Source organism: Mesorhizobium sp. P170090 (assembly GCF_057786115.1).
Window position 1 is genome coordinate 2,143,789 of record NZ_JBYNWH010000001.1, and the last position, 16,559, is coordinate 2,160,347.

Sequence of the window (16,559 nt, forward strand, 5' to 3'; positions counted from 1 at the left end):
CTTTGGGCGCAAGGGTTCGACACAATCAGTGGTTCTGGCCACCTAATAACTTGATCACTAGTGAGTAGCGTTCCTCACCCTCATCCACCTTTCCTGTCCTTTAGGTCTTCCAGTGCCATCGCCGCCCGCCCATTGAGAGCCTCGTAGGCGAGGAAGCTACCTGACGCCCCGGTGCCGAGCCTGGATGGGGCGCGGATCTTCTGCTTCTTAGCTCGCAGTAAGTTCCTAAGCGCTGGCCTCGCGGCCTGTCTGAACGACCGCCTGGCGCCCTCCATGGCAACCACACCAACGATGCCGGCGTTGACGAACCTTTTCCATCGATCGGCCTCGAGCGCCCGATGACCTGGGTGCTTGCCGAACCGGTTCTCGAACGTCGGAACCATGAACTGAAAGTATCGGCCCTGGAGCCTGGCGAAATTGAAGGCTTGGAGATGATTTAGGTGGTTCACCCCGAGGTCGATCAGCTCCTGCCGATCTAGGGTCACTTCGATCCTGGCTCGATGCTCACTGACTGGTAGATCATCCCACGTGTCGGCTTCAATGTTCTGATTGTCGATTGTCTTTTCCATCACACGCCAACTGACCGGTCCATCTTTTCTGCCAACCCAGAACGTCGCGTCGATGGGAGCACGTCTGTCAGCATCGGACGAGAGCAGGTTGTTCGCTCCAATTAAGAAGGTGGGCTTCTCCTCACGGCTCCAAAGAAAGCGTGGTCTCTCCAGGCTGTCAGTCATGAAATCCCGGTCCGGAAACAGATGCCGAGCCAGGACGCCGACCATCCTCCCAGTCTTGTCGGCCGACGGCGTGAGGGGTTTGAAATCGACGCTGATTTCGATGGAGCGGACTACGCCGTGCATCTCCAGTGTGAACTTCTTGTCCAGAGCTTCTTCACACTTCACCAGCTTTTCCAGCCGCGGCTCTTGGAAACGTATCCGAAACTCGTTGCTGACTTTTCCAGGTGCCGGGTCAATCGGCTCTACGTAAGGTGTCCGACCTATGATCGGCCCGACAACCTCTTGGACGAATTGGAGCTGGGTTGAGCGTTCGAACCAGAAGGTGATGTCGATCCAATCAATGACCGCTCTGCACGTGTAGTCGGCTAAATCGATCACCGGGTGAACGATTATCTTCCCGGCCACCCGCCGCTGCTTCGCTGTTGTGGGAGCCGCGCTGTATCCCAGCACGACCTGGCGCGTCGGGTCTTTGATGCCCCTAAGGACGACGTTGGTCGAGTAGTTCATTTGTGGCGGCCACCCATCGAGCGGCCGACTGACCACACCGGATGGCCATTATCCGAGTCGTAACGGCGACGCGACGTGTCGCGCGAATTTGAGCGCTTCAGATCGGCGACTTGGATAACCATGCATGAATGTCAGTTGCTGACGGGAAATGAATTTCCCCTAGCAATCATTGATATATTTAAAGCAATATCAATGAGTTATAGAAAAGAGCAAAACACATGAAAAGCCATACCAGCGGCACGTCCCACAAATCCGAAATCGCTAAATTCCTGGACAAGCGCATCTACGAGTTGAGCCATCGTAAGAGCCAACGGGACATAGCCAGAGAGATCGGTTTTGTGAACGACAACGTTGTAGCCATGCTCAAGAGCGGGAGAACCAAGGTGCCGCTTCATCGCGTCGTGAGCATCGCCAAGGCGCTAGAGACCGATCCTCGAAAGCTTTTCATCTTGGCGCTGACGCAGGACGGCAATGAAAAAGACCGGGCGGCTTTTCAGCAAATCGTGGGCGAGTTCTCCGAAAACGAGCAGGAGATCATCGGTGCGATCCGCAAGTCGTCAAACGGAACCGATCCGAAGCTGTCGGTGCTGTTTAGAAAGTTACTGCAAGCCCTCTTTGGTGGCGTGGCGGCAAAACGAACGCATGATGCTGAGTAGCGCCGGTCGAAACTCTACCCTGCTTACGACCGAGTTTCACCCGAAACGGACTAACGACGCTAGCTGTGCGCACTGTGACAAGCACATCAGAACGCTATTGCCTAAATGTCATTCTGCGTGGCATTTTCCGAAACTCCGTTCTTACTTCGTTCCGCAAGGCATCTGACCGGTGTAGGGAGCATGATAACAGCCACGCAGATCGCTACCTGGGCAAACACTATCCAAGCTCAGGCCGGACTACCCAGATTGATCCGACGGCTTGTTCATGCCGCCACTAGCGTGACACAGATCGCAATTCCAGCCGGCGATTCTATTTTTCTCCCGGGACTTGACGGTGAACTGCACAGCAAACATGGAAATGCCTGGGTTCCTGCTGGCTATTCCTGCTGGGAAATGAGTTGCCGCGCGGACACGACCGTGAAGGCAAACGAAGATTTCGAGAAGCGCGCTTTTGGCATTTCTGCCGATACGCGTAGCGATCGGACCTATGTCGCCCTCACGGCGCGTCGCTGGTCTGGCAAATCGCGCTGGAAGCATGACAAAATTGGAAGCGGTCTCTGGAAAGATGTCAGGGCCTATGACGCAGACGATCTCGAGCAGTGGCTCGAACAGTGTCCTGCTGTCGCACTTAGGTTTGCAGAAGAATTAGGGATTTACGGCCCGGGCGTGGAAAGCCTCGCGACCTTTCTTGAAAAATGGTGCGTGCAATCCTTTCCAAGGATCACGCCTGAAGCGTTGCAGGCCGGGCGCGCCGAACATTCAGCTAAGCTCGTAGAACGAATTAGCCGCGTGCTGGACCGAGGATCGCGGGATCCATTGGCAATTAAGGCAGACAGCGTGCAAGAAGCAGCCGCTTTCGCGGCTGCGTCACTTCTTGGCAACGCAGCTTTAGCAGCATCCGCGATCGTGGTCACTGGGATCGACGGTTGGCGCTTCGTGGAGGCAAATCCCAACATACGCATTGCAATCGCTGCCACACCCATGATTGCCGAAGCGCCAACCTCCCGCCCGAAGTTGGTGATCATCATACCATATGCGTCTGGCGATATGGCGCGGCAGTTCAGGGGTGTTGCCGGTCAGCCCGACGACAACGAACTGCAGCTTGAGCGCGCGATGCATTCCGAGTTCGAGAAAGCGCTCCAACTGATCGGTCTCGATGAAAACGAGACGAGGCGTCTGTCGGTTTTGTGTGGCCGCTCCTGGTCGGTTTTCCGACGGCAGCATGCCACCAATCCGGCGATCCGACGTCCCGCCTGGCTTGATCATCCGGCATCCAGCGCGCTCGGGGCGGTCTGCCTAGTGGGCAATTGGTCGTCGGGGCACGAGGCCGATATGGAGCTCGTTTCGCGCATCGCGGGCAGGCCCTATGCGGAAATTGAGGCCGACCTACTCGAACTCGAACGCCTCGACGATTCCCCGCTGCTTCACATCGGCTCGGTCTGGAAGGCAAAGTCGGCGCTGGAGCTACTTGCAATCTTCGGCGACCAGATCGGCAAAAGCGCACTTGATCGCTACATCCGCGAAGTTGAGGGCATCCTTGTTGCGCCCGATCCGCAGCTAGGACTGCCGGAAGAGCAGCGCTATGCTGCTGCAATCCACAACAAGACCCGGCCGATCAGCGCTCTCTTGCTCGAGGCGCTTTGCGACACACTTGTGAAGCTCGCCGTGCGTGGGCCTGAAGTCCCTTCCCTAGCGGCAAACAACATCTCACTCCGTATCGATCGGCTGGTGCGCAGCCTGCTACGCGGCGCGGATCGCGTGCGCTGGATGTCACTTGCGGACCAACTGCCTGCGCTCGCCGAAGCGAGCCCTCATGAATTTCTCGTGGCTGTGGAGAAAGGCATTGGCGATCCTAACGGCGGTGTCTGTGCGCTCTTCATCGAGAGCAAAGGCACAGACTTCGGCCAGCGCTGCTGGCATGCCGGCATGCTATGGGCGCTCGAAACGCTGGCTTGGGCACCCCACCGGCTGAAGCGGGTCTCGCTGATTCTCGCGTGGCTCTGCGACGTCAGGATCGAGGGAAATTGGGGTAACAACCCGAAGAGTTCTTTGCACGACCTCTACCGTTCCTGGTTCCCCCAGACCGCCGCTGCGATCGAACAACGGATCGATGCGCTGGATTTTCTCATCGAGAAAGCGCCAGGACACGCCTATGAGCTTCTCGACGACCTGACCGGTCCCGGACCAGATTCCGCCAGTCACATCGCCCGGCCAAAATGGCGTGGCGACGACGCCGGTGCAGGTTACGGCGCGACCGGGCCAGAGCGGCACAAAATGATGGTCGCAGCAATTGACCGGCAAATCGAAATGTCGAGAGGTGAGCCCGGCCGGATTGCAAGGTTGATTGGCAAATATGCGATGCTCGACGAACCGCGCCAGCGCAGAATTCTCGAACTTCTTGCTGGCTGCCGCGACGCTAGTGATTTCGAGAAGGAGAACATCCGCCGAGAGCTCCGCTATACACTCCACTGGCATCGCAATTACGACGAGGTGCGCGACGAGGCGGCGCTGGGTGCATTGCTCGACCCACTCGATGTCATTTATGCCTCGGTCGAGCCTGAGGATCTGATCGTCCGGCACGCTTGGCTTTTCCGCAACAGCTGGGTCGATCTGCCGATCCGCACGCGTGGTGATGATTTCGAGGAAGAAGGTCGACAGCGGACGGGGATGGCGCGCGCTGCACTCCGTGAGATTTTCAATGCGCAGCGTTGGGCGGGTGTGTTAGCGCTTGCGACCGGGCAGGGGGAACCTTGGGTCGTCGGATCACACTTGTCGCGGATCGGACTACCCCAAGAGGATTTGGAGCGTTGGATCGCACAGGAATCAGGCGACCTTCAGCCTGGCGGCGTTGCGACAATTCTCGCAGGCGCCATTCTGTGTGGGCTATCCTTAGAAGACCGGTCCAAGACGCTTGACGCCGTCTTTGCGCGAAAGGCACATCGCGATGTAGAGTGGTCTACGCGCCTCCTTATCCTCTGTCCCCATGATCCCAACATCTGGCGGCGCGCCGAGGCGCTTGGTCAGTCTGATCTTTTTTGGAGCAATTGCTCGGCGAACCTTTGGCTGGACGAATGTGCAGATATGGCATTTGCCTTGCGCAGTCTTGTGGCCCGCCGGCGCCCTGTCTCGGCGCTGAATGCCTGCCATATCAAGTTTTCACCCTATGATCCGCAGATCATCGCCGAGATGCTCGAGGGCGTTTTGCAAGGACATGAGGTCTCCGAAAGCCGCGTCCCTGCGAGCTACGTCTTCGAGCGTGCGATCGACTATCTCGAAGTGTCGGGTCAGATTGACGAAATGCGGCTCGTGAAGCTTGAATTCGCACTCATCCAGGCAATGGGCTTCGGGAAAGAGCACCACGCAAAGTCATTGTATTTTGTGCTGATGTCGCGGCCCGAGGTATTCGTTGAACTTCTCTGCATGATCTACAACTCGCGCCATAGCGAGGCCCGCGAAATTGATGAGGTCGGCAAGGCGGCCGCTGCAAATGCGTGGCACGTGCTGCATGCCTGTAAGCAACAGCCCGGCACGGGCAAGGACGCCATTGTCGACCCCGAGACGCACGCTCAATTCATCCACGAGACGCGCACGTTGGCTAAAGCGCAAGACCGCCTCGAAGTCTGCGACATCACGCTCGGCGAGATCATGGCGCATGCGCCAGAAGGCGTTGACGGGATATGGCCTTTTGAGCCGGCGCGTCGCGCGCTGGAAGAGACCGGTTCGCAAGAGATGCTGAACGGTTTCCGCACTGGCTGCTTCAACAAGCGTGGCGTTCACTCGCGAGGTGCTTACGAGGGTGGCGACCAGGAACGTGATCTTGCGATTCATTATCGTGAGCACGCTCTCGCGCTCGAGCCGACGCATCCCTGCGTGTCAGCGGTGTTGATCGATCTCGCACGTAGCTATGATCAGGATGGGATCCATGAGGATTTCAGGGCCAGATTGCGCCAGGAAGGGCACTAGGGCAAAGGTGACTCGCGCGGAGGACCCAGACTAGCTCGAAACGACAGTGCGCCGCTGTTCAGCTCGCCAATTGCTCGTCGCCTAGACCAATAGCGACATCACGCACCCGAGCCATGGCCGCAACCAGCTGATTTTCGACCCTACTGCAGTTGAGCTCGAGTGCGGACCGCGCGCATCGAGCTCAAGTTCGGTCAGTCCCGCTAATCCAGCGGGATTGGCCATGTCACGGGGCGTCAGTGCGTGCACTCACCTCGCCAATCGGACCGGTTCTGGATGCCATGAAAGGAAGCGCATGATGTGCGCCTGGGTTCCTAGGAACCAATCGAATTCATTCGCTTGAGGGGATGCCCCAGAGAGCGAAGTCCTAGGTTTGCCTTGGTCAGCGGTGGGGATGCCTCCTGTTGCGGCGGACGAAATTTCCGACATGCTCCACTTTCAGTGGGAGGGCAGTCCGGGACGCCGGGGGCAAAACCGCACGCACTGGGCAATGACTGTTTAGTTCCGGTTCGTTTTTAGGAGACGGTTCGGAGGGAGCGCGAGGTTGACAAACGTCAACTTAACGCCCCGAAACTTCCCTGAAAGGACCTCACCACCCCGGATCCTGTCAACCAAGATGTAATGCGCGCTCTTAAACCGTAAGAGTGCGCTTGACGCTAAGTTTACACTAAGTTGACAACCAGACCCTCAAACCACTTTTTGCCCGATAAGTTGACAAATGCAACCTGATCCAGTCTCCAAGCGAAACAGCCAGAGAAGCTCACCAGACACCGACAGCACCGTCAGCACAGCGATGAAGCGAGATACATCACGGAAGCTATCTGGCGCTCGCCCTGGTCGAACAGACATACGAACGCCAACAGCTTGACCAGCATCAGATTAATAGCACCGGGGTAGAGAGCGAATTAGCTAAAGAGGTAGGAGACGCACGCCGAGACCACGAAGCTGCCGAGACGTGGAACGTAGAGAGGCTGAGTGCGGAGATGTGGTGCGATCGTAAGTGCTAAGATTTGTGGCTTTTCGTTTCAACGATCGCTTATTTGCGGCCGGTGCTCACAGACAGACCGCGAAGAGAAATCCAACTATCCCATGTCTTGGGATTTCGTAAGGGCAAGGCACTGGGCGCTAGATGCCAATGGCTGACCACGCGCGGAGAACCGTGCTGTTTTCATGTTGCACGCCTCCATCTCCCGCCCCAGCCCAAGCAAGCTTGCGCCGACATGAATGGAAGATCACTCGAACTGGCAACGCGTGAGCCACTAGGATGGCAGCGAAAAGCGACGGCACGCCAAAACCTCTGTTGACATAGTAACGGTCACCATGTTACCAGAACCGTGACTGCCGCTGGAGAGATTCGATCAATGGTCCTGACACCCGCCGAAAAACAGAAGCGCTACCGCGAACGCCTAAAAGCCGCCGAGATAGCCGCGGCGAAGGCTACACCAACGAAGCCCAGCTATTTGAAGCGACCCTTCTCAGACTTCGTCGGGGATCGAGACTTTCCCTTTGATGCCAGTTTAGACGCCTATGGCGTCCATATTTCTGGTCCTGATTTTCTGAGAACTGAAATTCAGAAATTCAAATCCGAGTATGATCGCGACGAGCCGGTCACGGCGCTTGAACGTGCCATAGGCATATTAGGCGCTTGCCTCGACGCCGCCGACGAACTGTCGGTGCTTATCAATCAATACAAGCTTGCCGAGATAGGCAGGGCAATTGATGACGCCCTGGAGGTGAGTGCGAACCTGCCAAGGGGCGACGTAGAAGCTCTGAGGGAGTCGTTCGCCGAGATCGATCGTCTGAAGTTAATTCAGACCCAATTGAGGGTGCCGGCCCGCTATGCGTTTCCATCAACGCAGGTGAAGGCGGAGCGCGTCGAATAAAGCAAAAATTTCGCCGGAGTGATTTTCGATTGAGCCCGATCTCACTCCGGCGACATAGCCAACGGCAGGGGCTTGTTCCTGCCGATCACAAGGAGAACCCTAACATGACCAACATTTCTGATCAATTTAGCGACTTGCCGGAGACTGAAACCATAGTCAGGCCCGAGCATCTTCGTCAAGCTGACGCTCTGTATCGAGCCGCTTCGCTTCAGATTGAGGAAGCTCATCGTCTTGTCGGCAAAACAAAGGTCCAGGAACCGTTTGACGCAGGCTACATCGCCTATCTGGAAGGGCACATTTTGGAGACCGGCGACAACGAATTCGAACTCGAAGATATTCGATCGGGCTATTTTCTGTTGTGTCGTATGGCCGAGTGGAATGTGGCAGCATGATCAGTTGAGGGCGCAACCTCGATCCTCGATTGCCGCCAGGTAACCAACGCGAGGGCGCGGCTCAATCCGCGCCCTCTAATTGCTCAGGACCGGTCTCGACCGGCTTTGATGGATGCCAAACTCGCGATCGACACTCGAATCGCATGGCGGCTAATTCGCTCAGCAAGGAGTCATAGGGACGCCTCAGAGCGTCCTGCTGCGCGCATGCGATGCCAGCGGCCTCCTATGCCCGAGCTCTCCTGTGCGCTCGGCTGTGAACGTGTCGCTCACGGTGGCCAGAACCTCCCCAGCATCTGCCGACAAAGATCTATCCGAATCGACTAATCAGTTGCTCGCGTTGTGCCAGACGTAGGCTTCAAGCGCACACGGGGGTGGCCTGTCTCTGACTGGCTCACATCCAACGTTTCAATCTTGCGGACAAGATCACTGAGCTTCTTGGAACCGTAGGTTCGTGGGTCAAAATCGGGTGCAAGATTGGCGAGGAGGTTTCCAAGCTGTCCGAGGGCGATCCACCCGTCCTCTCCTTCATTCTCGGACATGATCCTTTTGAGGATGCGCGAAGCATGTGCCAGCGTCTCCAGGGGCTTCGTGGCCCCAGCCTTGGCGCCTGCAGTGGCCGTCTCTGGAAGGAGGTTCTCCGTATAGATGAACCGCCGGCAAGCCTGCCGGAAGCTCTCCGGCGTTTTCTGCTCACCAAACCCGAAGACATCCACGCCATGCTCGCGAATTCGTGCTGCGAGGCGCGTGAAGTCGCTGTCGGACGACACCAGGCAGAAGCCGTCGAACCGGCCACTATGCAGCAGGTCCATCGCGTCGATGACGAGTGTGATGTCCGAGGCATTCTTCCCGGTTGTGTATGCGAACTGCTGCTGAGGGATGATGGCATGCTTGGATAGTATGTCGGCCCACGCTTTGGAGCGCGGACTCGAGAAGTCGCCGTATATTCGCCGGACGCTCGCCTCGCCGATTTTAGCGATCTCCTCAAACAGGCCATCGGCGATTTTTGCCGAAGCATTGTCTGCGTCGATCAAGACAGCGAGGCGAGCTGAGCGCTGTTCTGTGGGCATACGGACCTCCAATGCAATGTTGGGCAGGGTGCAAGCCTGGTTAGGGCACACGTAACCTCGGCCGCTTTACGCGTTGTATCTTCCAGCTATCCCCTTTTTTGGTAGCAAACCCATCGGCGTCGCATCGCTCCGGAACGCAAAATGAATCGGGCGCTTGGGAAAAGTCCAGGGCGAAGAAAAGCGGAGCTCGACCGTTGCCATTCACAAAGGTTGGCCAATCCAATTCGTCCAGCTTCGCCGGCTTATTGGGTGACGCGAAAACCACAATGATCTGCAATGGATCGGCCGATCTAGTTTTGTCGGTTCGGAGCCGATGAGAGTGATCCTGCCATTCACGCAGCCTCTGGTGCTTACTTTTTACCTGGTCGTTTCCCCAACTCGTTACGCCCTTGGCTTCTATCAGAACGATTGTCCGATCGAACGCAATGATGAGATCGAAGTCCTCATGAGTTCCGCGGATGAGACGTAGGGGCGGTTCTGCCGAATGGGAGACGACCGGATTTTCTAGCGGAGCAGCCCAATCAATGTCGGTGGTGCCATCCAACACCAGCGCACCAAACAGCCAGTCGATATGATAGTCGATCGCCCACCAAGCTCCCGCCGGGATGTCCACGCCTATCTCATTGCTAAGTCTGTGCCGAAACGAACTCGAGAGGTTTAGTTCCTCGCCGCTTTGGCCAAGCGCATTTCGAATGAGCCAATAGCGCTCTTTTCGATTGAAAAGTTTGAGGCATTCCACCAAAGTTCGAGCCATAACCCCCCCAGGTCTAGCGATATCAGCCTGTCGGCTTCCAAGCGAAGCTCAAATGCGCACACCCGTCGCAGGATGCAACATTTCTGCTGTCTGCCGGACGTATTGCTCCGGCGAATTGATGGCCGCTACACGAGGAGATCATGGCACAACTGGCCAGCCGATCTTGTCGATTTCGTCTTGCGAAATCTTGCCATGCCGGTCGAACGCCCCTTGTAATCGCTCGCCGAGCCAGGACACGCCCTCCGCCGAAAGCTCGACCGCCGGTTGTTGTCGGTAGGCCTTTCGTGGGTCAACGTTTCTCCCCTGACCCTTCTCGGCATTGCGCCTTGTCGGTTCGAACGAGCCGGCGCCGAGGGCTTCCATAAGTGCGTTGAGCGAGACTCCGTTATCCAACGTTCCCGAGACAAACTCCGCATCATGAACACGGATGTAGTGGGGCCATTTAGCCCTCCATTCACGGTGGGCAATTTCCTCAATGGTAGCATCATCGCGATTCGGAACGTGTCGCATCCCGATCGCTCGCCCGAATATGCGGATATCATTTGGTTCGTTCGTTAAGCGCCCGAAGAAAATCAGAGCATCAGCGTTAACACCTTTCGGCCGCCTCTCTTTCGGATATCCGACGGCCCAATGGCAGCCGGCTCGGTCGATCTCCTCGATGATGGGAAATGACAATGGCGCGCGGTATTTTCCTTCGCCGAGGAATTTCACAAAGCCTTGGGTAGCATCAGCAAACCTAGCTGGGACGATGCTTGGGGGCGATGCAACTACACCGGCGTCAACTCCATAGTCCCCAAGGGCGGTTCGCTGAATTGACCTTCCCCCGTTTACTCTATAGCGGGTCAGAATTTCGTCCCACTCGTCGAGCTGCCCGATCGTTAAATCGAGACCGCCTCGGTCCCAGAGATCATCGAAATACCGACGGCATGCAGATATGACGACCGCATCCTGAGAAACCACGCCGAACTCGTGGTTCCTTGTAAGCGCGGCTTCCGTAAGATTGGCCGAGGTCACAATCGTCCTGCTCGACCCAAACAGATACATCTTGGCATGAAGGTTCTTGACGCCACGGACTTTAGCATTGGCACCGGCTGTCAACAGGAGGCGCAATGCCGAGATATCGCTGACGCACTCGGCGAAATCTGACAGATTGAAACGGGTAATGACCCGGACTGCTTTCGGACCCTGTGAAAGCAAACGTTGCAATGCGGCCGTTTTGATGAACGGAGAGATAATCATCAATTCGCTTGAGTCAGCGCGAAGTGCGTCCGCAATTTCCAGTGGCCAACCGGAATCGACGAGCTTGGTGGTCATTTGTCAGCTCCAGTGCGTTGCTCTCATCATCCAGTTATGGCCGAGCGCGGTCTGCGCACGCTGGGTCGCGTCAGCGGTCAGCGTCTCAATTCCCGAGGCGACGGCGTCGCACTATCCCCCGAGACCACAAGAGTGTGGGACGTTGACTGGTATAGATCCAAGGCGTTTGCCATCGTAGCCCTGTGCGACTGTCGCAATCACCGCGGGATTCCAGCCGTAACCGCAATGGGCGGTGTCCGGGCGCTCCAACAATCCGAGGTATGTCTGATCGTTTGAGACAATGACGTTGGTAATCTTCATGTCCTCCGGCAGATACGCTTTGGGGAACAGCCGATAGCTCAACAGGTCATTTGGATCCGTGAAAGCGACAAAACGGATGGGACCGGTCGGCTCGGCGATGAACGCCTTGTTCTTTCGAGCTCGCGCGCTGGCGAACACGTCGAGAAGCGATCCGTTGGCGCGATCCGCCGATTTGTCTGTAGCAATCCTGGCTTTGCCTGGAGAGTAGGTTGCGGCATTCAAGAGTGGGATCTGATTTGCCAGCAGAAAGACCATTTGGACATCGCTAAGGCGCTGGGCAATACGTGACTGCTCCGATGCCGGCGTGGCTTGCCATATCGAGACGACCGCATCGGAGAGCATCTTGCTTCCCAAGCTCTCGGCGATCAGGACGGTCTTCCGCCTGGGCTTGCTGTCGTCGATAAGGCAGCGGCCTGCGGCTGAAATGTCACCGCCCAGAGCGTCACAAACTTCGGAACGGATCCACGATCTGGTCGGATCGCCGGCTGTGCCGGTGTAGATCACCGCATCGGAAAAGCAGTCATCGATCAAGCCTTCCTTGAGCGTCTTGTTCAAGCTGGCACGCTTCAGGTCATCATTATGGTCGAGCCCAATAGCCATTTTTGCGCCGGCCGCGAGCGGTGACCAGACGAGAAAACGGAGTTCGAGCGAATGTCCGTTCACACTGTGGTTGAACGTGACTCGGGCAGCACGCTCGGGACCATACACTGTGTTTCGTTTAGACGATCCTATAGCGATTGCCTGCTCGAGAAGAGCATGGCGATTATCGGCCCAGCTTTCATCGTGAGTGCACATCCCGTGCACCCAGACTACCCGCAGGTCTTCTTGCGTGGCAAAGCTCATAATGCCGCCAAAGCTGGATGCGGTAGTTTGGCCAGGCTCTTGAATTACCGGGGGGATGTAGGGGGTGGTGCACCCCGAAATCAACAATGCAGCACAGAAGATGAATACAGAAAACACCGTGCACAGGGGACGCTGTATTACTGTTGCCATCTGTCTTCCCCCAATCCCTCTTCAATGAACCCGAGAAAGGGAGAAAAAGCGAGTCGTTTCGATCGCGCGAGAATTATCTCCCAGAACTATCTCAAGGAAGACGCACGGAGGCCGCGCGCATGGCAGCCGAATGCGCAGGCCGAACATCCACAACAGCGCTATGCTGGTCTCGCATTATGCTTCGCGGTGGGTCCGTCGGCTGAACCTTGCCGGCGAGCTTTGCCTGAACCCTCGCAGGTATCCGAGTATGTCAAAATGCTGCGTGTCGCCCTCATCACAACGCTCTGCTAGGGGGAGGTGGCTTCAGGGTTCTTTATTTGCCGCTTAAGCAGTTCAGGACAGCCGCAGCGACAATTTGTTCGTCGCGGGCTAGTTGCATCCTCCTCCAATAACCAGGGTGCCGGGTCGTAATGGCGCTTCTGCCATTCGCTGAACGAAAAATCGTGGTGTGGCCGTCGCCTAACGTTCGGGACTTCAAAAAGCTGTGCTCAGCCAGGAGGTTTTTGATTTCTGCACGGAATCTCGAGGTTGCAAACAGGATCAGCGCTGGGGCTAGGCAAGATATTTCTTCGGAGAGGGCCTGTAGGCATGGGCCCGCTATCATGGGCCATTGTTTCGGAGAGGGCGGGCCGGCGTCACCGCTGCTGACCTCGAGCCTGTCCATCTTGCACACATTCGTCCAGGCGATATCCATACGATCCGGGGAAATTCGCTCAATGAATTGCCAGAACGGGGAACGTCGATTTTCCCTCCTAATCATCCAGTCTCGAGACGCCTTTGAGCTATCCAATTGCGTTAGGCCCGAGCCAACGGATTCTGCTTTTGGACCGGCGCTCATTCCAACATAAAGGACGCTTGCGGGTGCCCCAGGTCGATATCGCCGACCTATGCCGGTTGCGAATACTCCGGGTTGAGCCCAACCTGCTTCCTTATTGGCCTTCACCAAAGCGTTCCACGTTGGACGGGTGATCGGCAGCGACATTTGTTCCCCCTCGTCAGGTGTTGCTGTGGTCGGCAACGCGTCAAGAAACGCGAACCGAATTTCCGTTCGCCGGGATGGGGCTCATGGGCCGCTCGCTGTCCGAATGCCATTTGCGATGTCCCCCGAGAAGGACGTGACCGCATTCCAGAGCGGCTCGGACATAAGCTCATCTAGCTTCACCGAAGGCCAGCCAGTGAGCTTGTCGGTGACTTTCAACGTCGATGATGGCCATTCTCGGATCGCGGACAGCAGTGCCTTCCTGGTATCGTCCGGAGCGTAAGTTGGCGTTGAGCCGAGATTGGCGAGGGACGTTTCCAATCGGCCCGATGTCTTGCGCATGAAGAACACATAGGTGCGCTTTCCGTCCGGCCGCAGAAGCCCGGCTGCGAGCGCGTCCTGGCTGTTCGTCACCACTACGTCATAGCCGGTCGATCGCAGCCAGTCCGCAGCCCGCTCAGCGCCAGCACGGGACTTCGCGCCATGCAGACCTGCGAGGTTTTCCAGCCATTCCGTTTCGGACAGGCGCTCAGCAACTTCGGTCACGGCCTTGGTCGTCTGTGCCCGTTCTGTCTGCCCAACCAGTCGCGGGACCAGCGTGCGAATGCCATTGGCGCTGGTGAACTGTTCGACCTCTATCGCCAAAACTTCGGCCGGGCGCATCTGTTCGTTCAGGAACTCAACAATGCGCGCCAGTTCCTTGGGGATGCGATCGGCGACGAACAGCATGCGGACTCGGCCGGACCTCAGGTTGGCTTCCACGGCCCTCCAGAACGATTCTGCATCGGCGTTGTCTAGGAAGCTGGCGAGGTGAGTGTCCGGCTCCAGTCCTGCGCCCGTTGCCGTATCGCGGTATGCCTGCACAATCCGATCGATAGGCCAATAGGCGACGCCATTCGCGGCATAGTCCAGCATCTGGGCCACGACCTCCCGGCGAGCCCTTGTGTCGGATGCCTGCTTCACCTCGACAAGCACTGGCACGCCTTGGCGATCCAGAAACAGATGATCAAGTGACCAACGATCAGAGCCGTTCACGGCGTCGGGAACGGGTTGTTCGCGTCGAATGAGAAGCAGCTTGCCTTCGAGTCCCCCTGCTAGCCTCAGCATGGCGGGATGATCGCCTAGCAGCCGCTGAAACAGGTCTTCGGATTCGTAGTCTGTCCGGTTCAGTTCGGTCAGCTGGTTATCTTGTCCGACAAGGAAAATGCTGCTCATGTTGGCCTCCGCTTGCCGATGATAACGTTCACCAAAGCTTAGTCTGCTATGATCGACGACAATAGCTAGAAAGCTGACATGATTGGGTTGGACAAATTTGGATTCCGGCTCGGCTCGAAGCGCTCGATAGCGGCGAGCCTGTATGAGCGCGGCGCGACACAGGCGGACATGATCGCGGCGACCGGCACGACGCAATACAACATGCTGAAAGACGCCGAGCGGCGCGGGCATCGTATCATCGTCAAGGGCGATCGGTATTGGCTTCTCGCGGTCGGGGGCAGCGCGACCGTCGCAGACTCCGGCAATGCCTACGTTGGTCTGCCGCAGGAGAAGTCGGAGGCCCTCCTATCGCCTCCTGTGAGGCGAGAAGAGAGGGCAGTCCGGGGCGAGGCGGTAGCCGTTGTCCCGGCCGTCCTGAGTGTTATCGGATGGCACGGCGAGGAATTGCCGAAGGACATTGTTGCCCGCAAGGCTTGGGACATCGTCAAAGCTGGGAGAACGCTTTGGGTTGTCCAGTCATGGAAGGCGAAGGCTGAGGCGGTGCAGGCTTTCGGTCGGGCGTATCCAGGAGCCGTTGTGTATTTCCTCGAAGGAGGCGCGACCCCCGCCGGAACCTCTCAGGCGGTAGTGCAAGTGTCCGAAGATCGGCAGACATGGGGACCATTACCGAAAGGCATCGGGAAGGTGACGGGCAAGCTCGGCGGGGCGACGGCGCTTGTTCTCGACCGACTTACGCCGAGCGACGGGACTACATTCGACCTTTGGCAGTTTGCTGAGTATCCCGACGGTGGTGTGCTGCGATTTATGCTGGGTGCTTCGACGGCCTGCGTGGTTCCGGCAACGGACGTAGTTGCCGGAATGAAATCCCGGTATCGCCGTGTAGTGGCGAGTGGGCGACTGGCAGCACCGTTCGCGGTCTTCCTACGATGAACGGCCCGCGTTGTTGAAAACTCATGCCACAGACCGATAGCAGTAAACTAAGGGGAAGGCGCGCATTGTGCTGAACGGCTCGAACACCTCCACCCGGACTTCGGAATCGACCTCGGCGGACTACAAAGATCCAAGGGCGGTGTGCAGCATAGTTCATGGTGACGGATTCTTACGAGATGCTGCGCATGCCAGCTGGGTCTACTTCTCAACGACCGGGTAGAAGGGCCGTCCCCAGTCCTCGGTTGAGTTGTCCATCATGATGTCGATCATGATGGGGATGAGAAACCCGAGGATGTCGGCGCCGTCACGAAGTTGGTTGCGGTTAGTGCTCGAGTTCCAAGTTGCGCCGCCGTGAACAAGTTGGTTGCGGAGCACATAGAGGCGGTCGAATAGCATCGACAAGATGTTGGCGGTATCGCGAGTCATCAGCGCGCCGTGGAAGGCACGCCTGGCGGCATTGAAACGTTGCTCCCAGTCGTCGTAACCATCGATCCCATTTTGGTGGGACCAAAAAGGACCAAAGACGAAGCGATTCTCCAGAAAGAGCCGGATGGGGCCGGGAAAGCGTGTCCAGACCGCGTCATAGATGCGGCTGTTCTTGTCGAGGTCTCGCAGCATTCCGAAGAACCATGCGAATGCTTCACGCTCACCTCGCACGTCGCGCTCGTCCGCATAGGCCGCGTTAAACGCGATCCAGAGGAAGAGGAACGCTGCAGCGGGATCGTTGGCTTCTGCTTCAGCCCGTCCGATCCAACTGATCGACCGATGGACGCGAAGGCCGAAATTCTCGGGGAAACCCGCCCGAAGTTGACGCTGCTTTTCCTTGAGCGCCTCAAACCTAAGCTGAGCTGCCGCGTTGTCCTTCATCGGTTCAT

The 16,559-nt window shown here is 57.3% G+C and carries 12 protein-coding genes; 5 read left to right on the top strand and 7 right to left on the bottom strand.

Going from position 1 to position 16,559, the window contains the following annotated elements; all coding sequences use genetic code 11:
• Nucleotides 1-80: 80 nt before the first annotated feature.
• Nucleotides 81-1,241, bottom strand: a complete 1,161-nt coding sequence (locus AC3EML_RS10210; protein ID WP_352522137.1) for a hypothetical protein — start codon at nucleotides 1,239-1,241, stop codon at nucleotides 81-83.
• 218 nt (nucleotides 1,242-1,459) lie between these two features.
• Here AC3EML_RS10210 and AC3EML_RS10215 point away from each other — a divergent pair, with 218 nt between their 5' ends.
• The 4 genes from AC3EML_RS10215 to AC3EML_RS10230 all read left to right on the top strand — a co-directional run bounded on the left by AC3EML_RS10215 (nucleotide 1,460) and on the right by AC3EML_RS10230 (nucleotide 8,132).
• Nucleotides 1,460-1,897 carry a helix-turn-helix transcriptional regulator gene (locus AC3EML_RS10215; protein ID WP_352522136.1) on the top strand — a complete coding sequence of 146 codons (438 nt, stop codon included), beginning with the start codon at nucleotides 1,460-1,462 and terminating at the stop codon, nucleotides 1,895-1,897.
• A gap of 246 nt (nucleotides 1,898-2,143) precedes the next feature.
• On the top strand, nucleotides 2,144-5,860 hold the full coding sequence (locus AC3EML_RS10220) for a hypothetical protein (RefSeq protein WP_488505197.1): 3,717 nt from the start codon (nucleotides 2,144-2,146) through the stop codon (nucleotides 5,858-5,860).
• Between the two features lie 1,358 nt (nucleotides 5,861-7,218).
• Complete coding sequence (locus AC3EML_RS10225; protein WP_352522134.1) at nucleotides 7,219-7,740, top strand: hypothetical protein; 522 nt, start codon at nucleotides 7,219-7,221, stop codon at nucleotides 7,738-7,740.
• A gap of 104 nt (nucleotides 7,741-7,844) precedes the next feature.
• Entirely contained in the window at nucleotides 7,845-8,132 is a 288-nt protein-coding gene (locus AC3EML_RS10230) for a hypothetical protein (protein ID WP_352522133.1), read from the top strand.
• 320 nt (nucleotides 8,133-8,452) lie between these two features.
• On the opposite strand, the gene AC3EML_RS10235 is transcribed toward AC3EML_RS10230, so the two are convergent.
• The 5 genes from AC3EML_RS10235 to AC3EML_RS10255 form a co-directional block, all read right to left on the bottom strand.
• A complete protein-coding gene (locus AC3EML_RS10235; protein WP_352522132.1) occupies nucleotides 8,453-9,199 on the bottom strand; it encodes an NYN domain-containing protein in 747 nt (248 codons plus the stop codon).
• A 40-nt stretch (nucleotides 9,200-9,239) separates the two neighbouring features.
• Nucleotides 9,240-9,812, bottom strand: a complete 573-nt coding sequence (locus AC3EML_RS10240; protein WP_352522131.1) for a hypothetical protein — start codon at nucleotides 9,810-9,812, stop codon at nucleotides 9,240-9,242.
• A 279-nt stretch (nucleotides 9,813-10,091) separates the two neighbouring features.
• Nucleotides 10,092-11,267, bottom strand: coding sequence for a phospholipase D family protein (locus AC3EML_RS10245; protein WP_352522130.1), 1,176 nt, complete (start codon nucleotides 11,265-11,267; stop codon nucleotides 10,092-10,094).
• A gap of 111 nt (nucleotides 11,268-11,378) precedes the next feature.
• Nucleotides 11,379-12,560 carry a hypothetical protein gene (locus AC3EML_RS10250; protein ID WP_352522129.1) on the bottom strand — a complete coding sequence of 394 codons (1,182 nt, stop codon included), beginning with the start codon at nucleotides 12,558-12,560 and terminating at the stop codon, nucleotides 11,379-11,381.
• 1,063 nt (nucleotides 12,561-13,623) lie between these two features.
• Nucleotides 13,624-14,754 carry a hypothetical protein gene (locus AC3EML_RS10255; RefSeq protein ID WP_352522128.1) on the bottom strand — a complete coding sequence of 377 codons (1,131 nt, stop codon included), beginning with the start codon at nucleotides 14,752-14,754 and terminating at the stop codon, nucleotides 13,624-13,626.
• Between the two features lie 78 nt (nucleotides 14,755-14,832).
• Between AC3EML_RS10255 and AC3EML_RS10260 the strand changes: the two genes are divergently transcribed.
• Nucleotides 14,833-15,684 carry a hypothetical protein gene (locus AC3EML_RS10260; RefSeq protein WP_488505198.1) on the top strand — a complete coding sequence of 284 codons (852 nt, stop codon included), beginning with the start codon at nucleotides 14,833-14,835 and terminating at the stop codon, nucleotides 15,682-15,684.
• Nucleotides 15,685-15,882: 198 nt separating this feature from the next.
• Here AC3EML_RS10260 and AC3EML_RS10265 read toward each other — a convergent pair whose 3' ends face one another.
• Complete coding sequence (locus AC3EML_RS10265; protein WP_352522126.1) at nucleotides 15,883-16,551, bottom strand: hypothetical protein; 669 nt, start codon at nucleotides 16,549-16,551, stop codon at nucleotides 15,883-15,885.
• Nucleotides 16,552-16,559: the final 8 nt, after the last annotated feature.

Coding starts and splice junctions, on each gene's coding strand:
- AC3EML_RS10230 (WP_352522133.1), top strand. CDS start 7,845: ATGACCAACATTTCTGATCAATTTAGCGACTTGCCGGAGACTGAAACC.
- AC3EML_RS10265 (WP_352522126.1), bottom strand. CDS start 16,551: ATGAAGGACAACGCGGCAGCTCAGCTTAGGTTTGAGGCGCTCAAGGAA.
- AC3EML_RS10235 (WP_352522132.1), bottom strand. CDS start 9,199: ATGCCCACAGAACAGCGCTCAGCTCGCCTCGCTGTCTTGATCGACGCA.
- AC3EML_RS10250 (WP_352522129.1), bottom strand. CDS start 12,560: ATGGCAACAGTAATACAGCGTCCCCTGTGCACGGTGTTTTCTGTATTC.
- AC3EML_RS10215 (WP_352522136.1), top strand. CDS start 1,460: ATGAAAAGCCATACCAGCGGCACGTCCCACAAATCCGAAATCGCTAAA.
- AC3EML_RS10245 (WP_352522130.1), bottom strand. CDS start 11,267: ATGACCACCAAGCTCGTCGATTCCGGTTGGCCACTGGAAATTGCGGAC.
- AC3EML_RS10255 (WP_352522128.1), bottom strand. CDS start 14,754: ATGAGCAGCATTTTCCTTGTCGGACAAGATAACCAGCTGACCGAACTG.
- AC3EML_RS10210 (WP_352522137.1), bottom strand. CDS start 1,241: ATGAACTACTCGACCAACGTCGTCCTTAGGGGCATCAAAGACCCGACG.
- AC3EML_RS10260 (WP_488505198.1), top strand. CDS start 14,833: ATGATTGGGTTGGACAAATTTGGATTCCGGCTCGGCTCGAAGCGCTCG.
- AC3EML_RS10225 (WP_352522134.1), top strand. CDS start 7,219: ATGGTCCTGACACCCGCCGAAAAACAGAAGCGCTACCGCGAACGCCTA.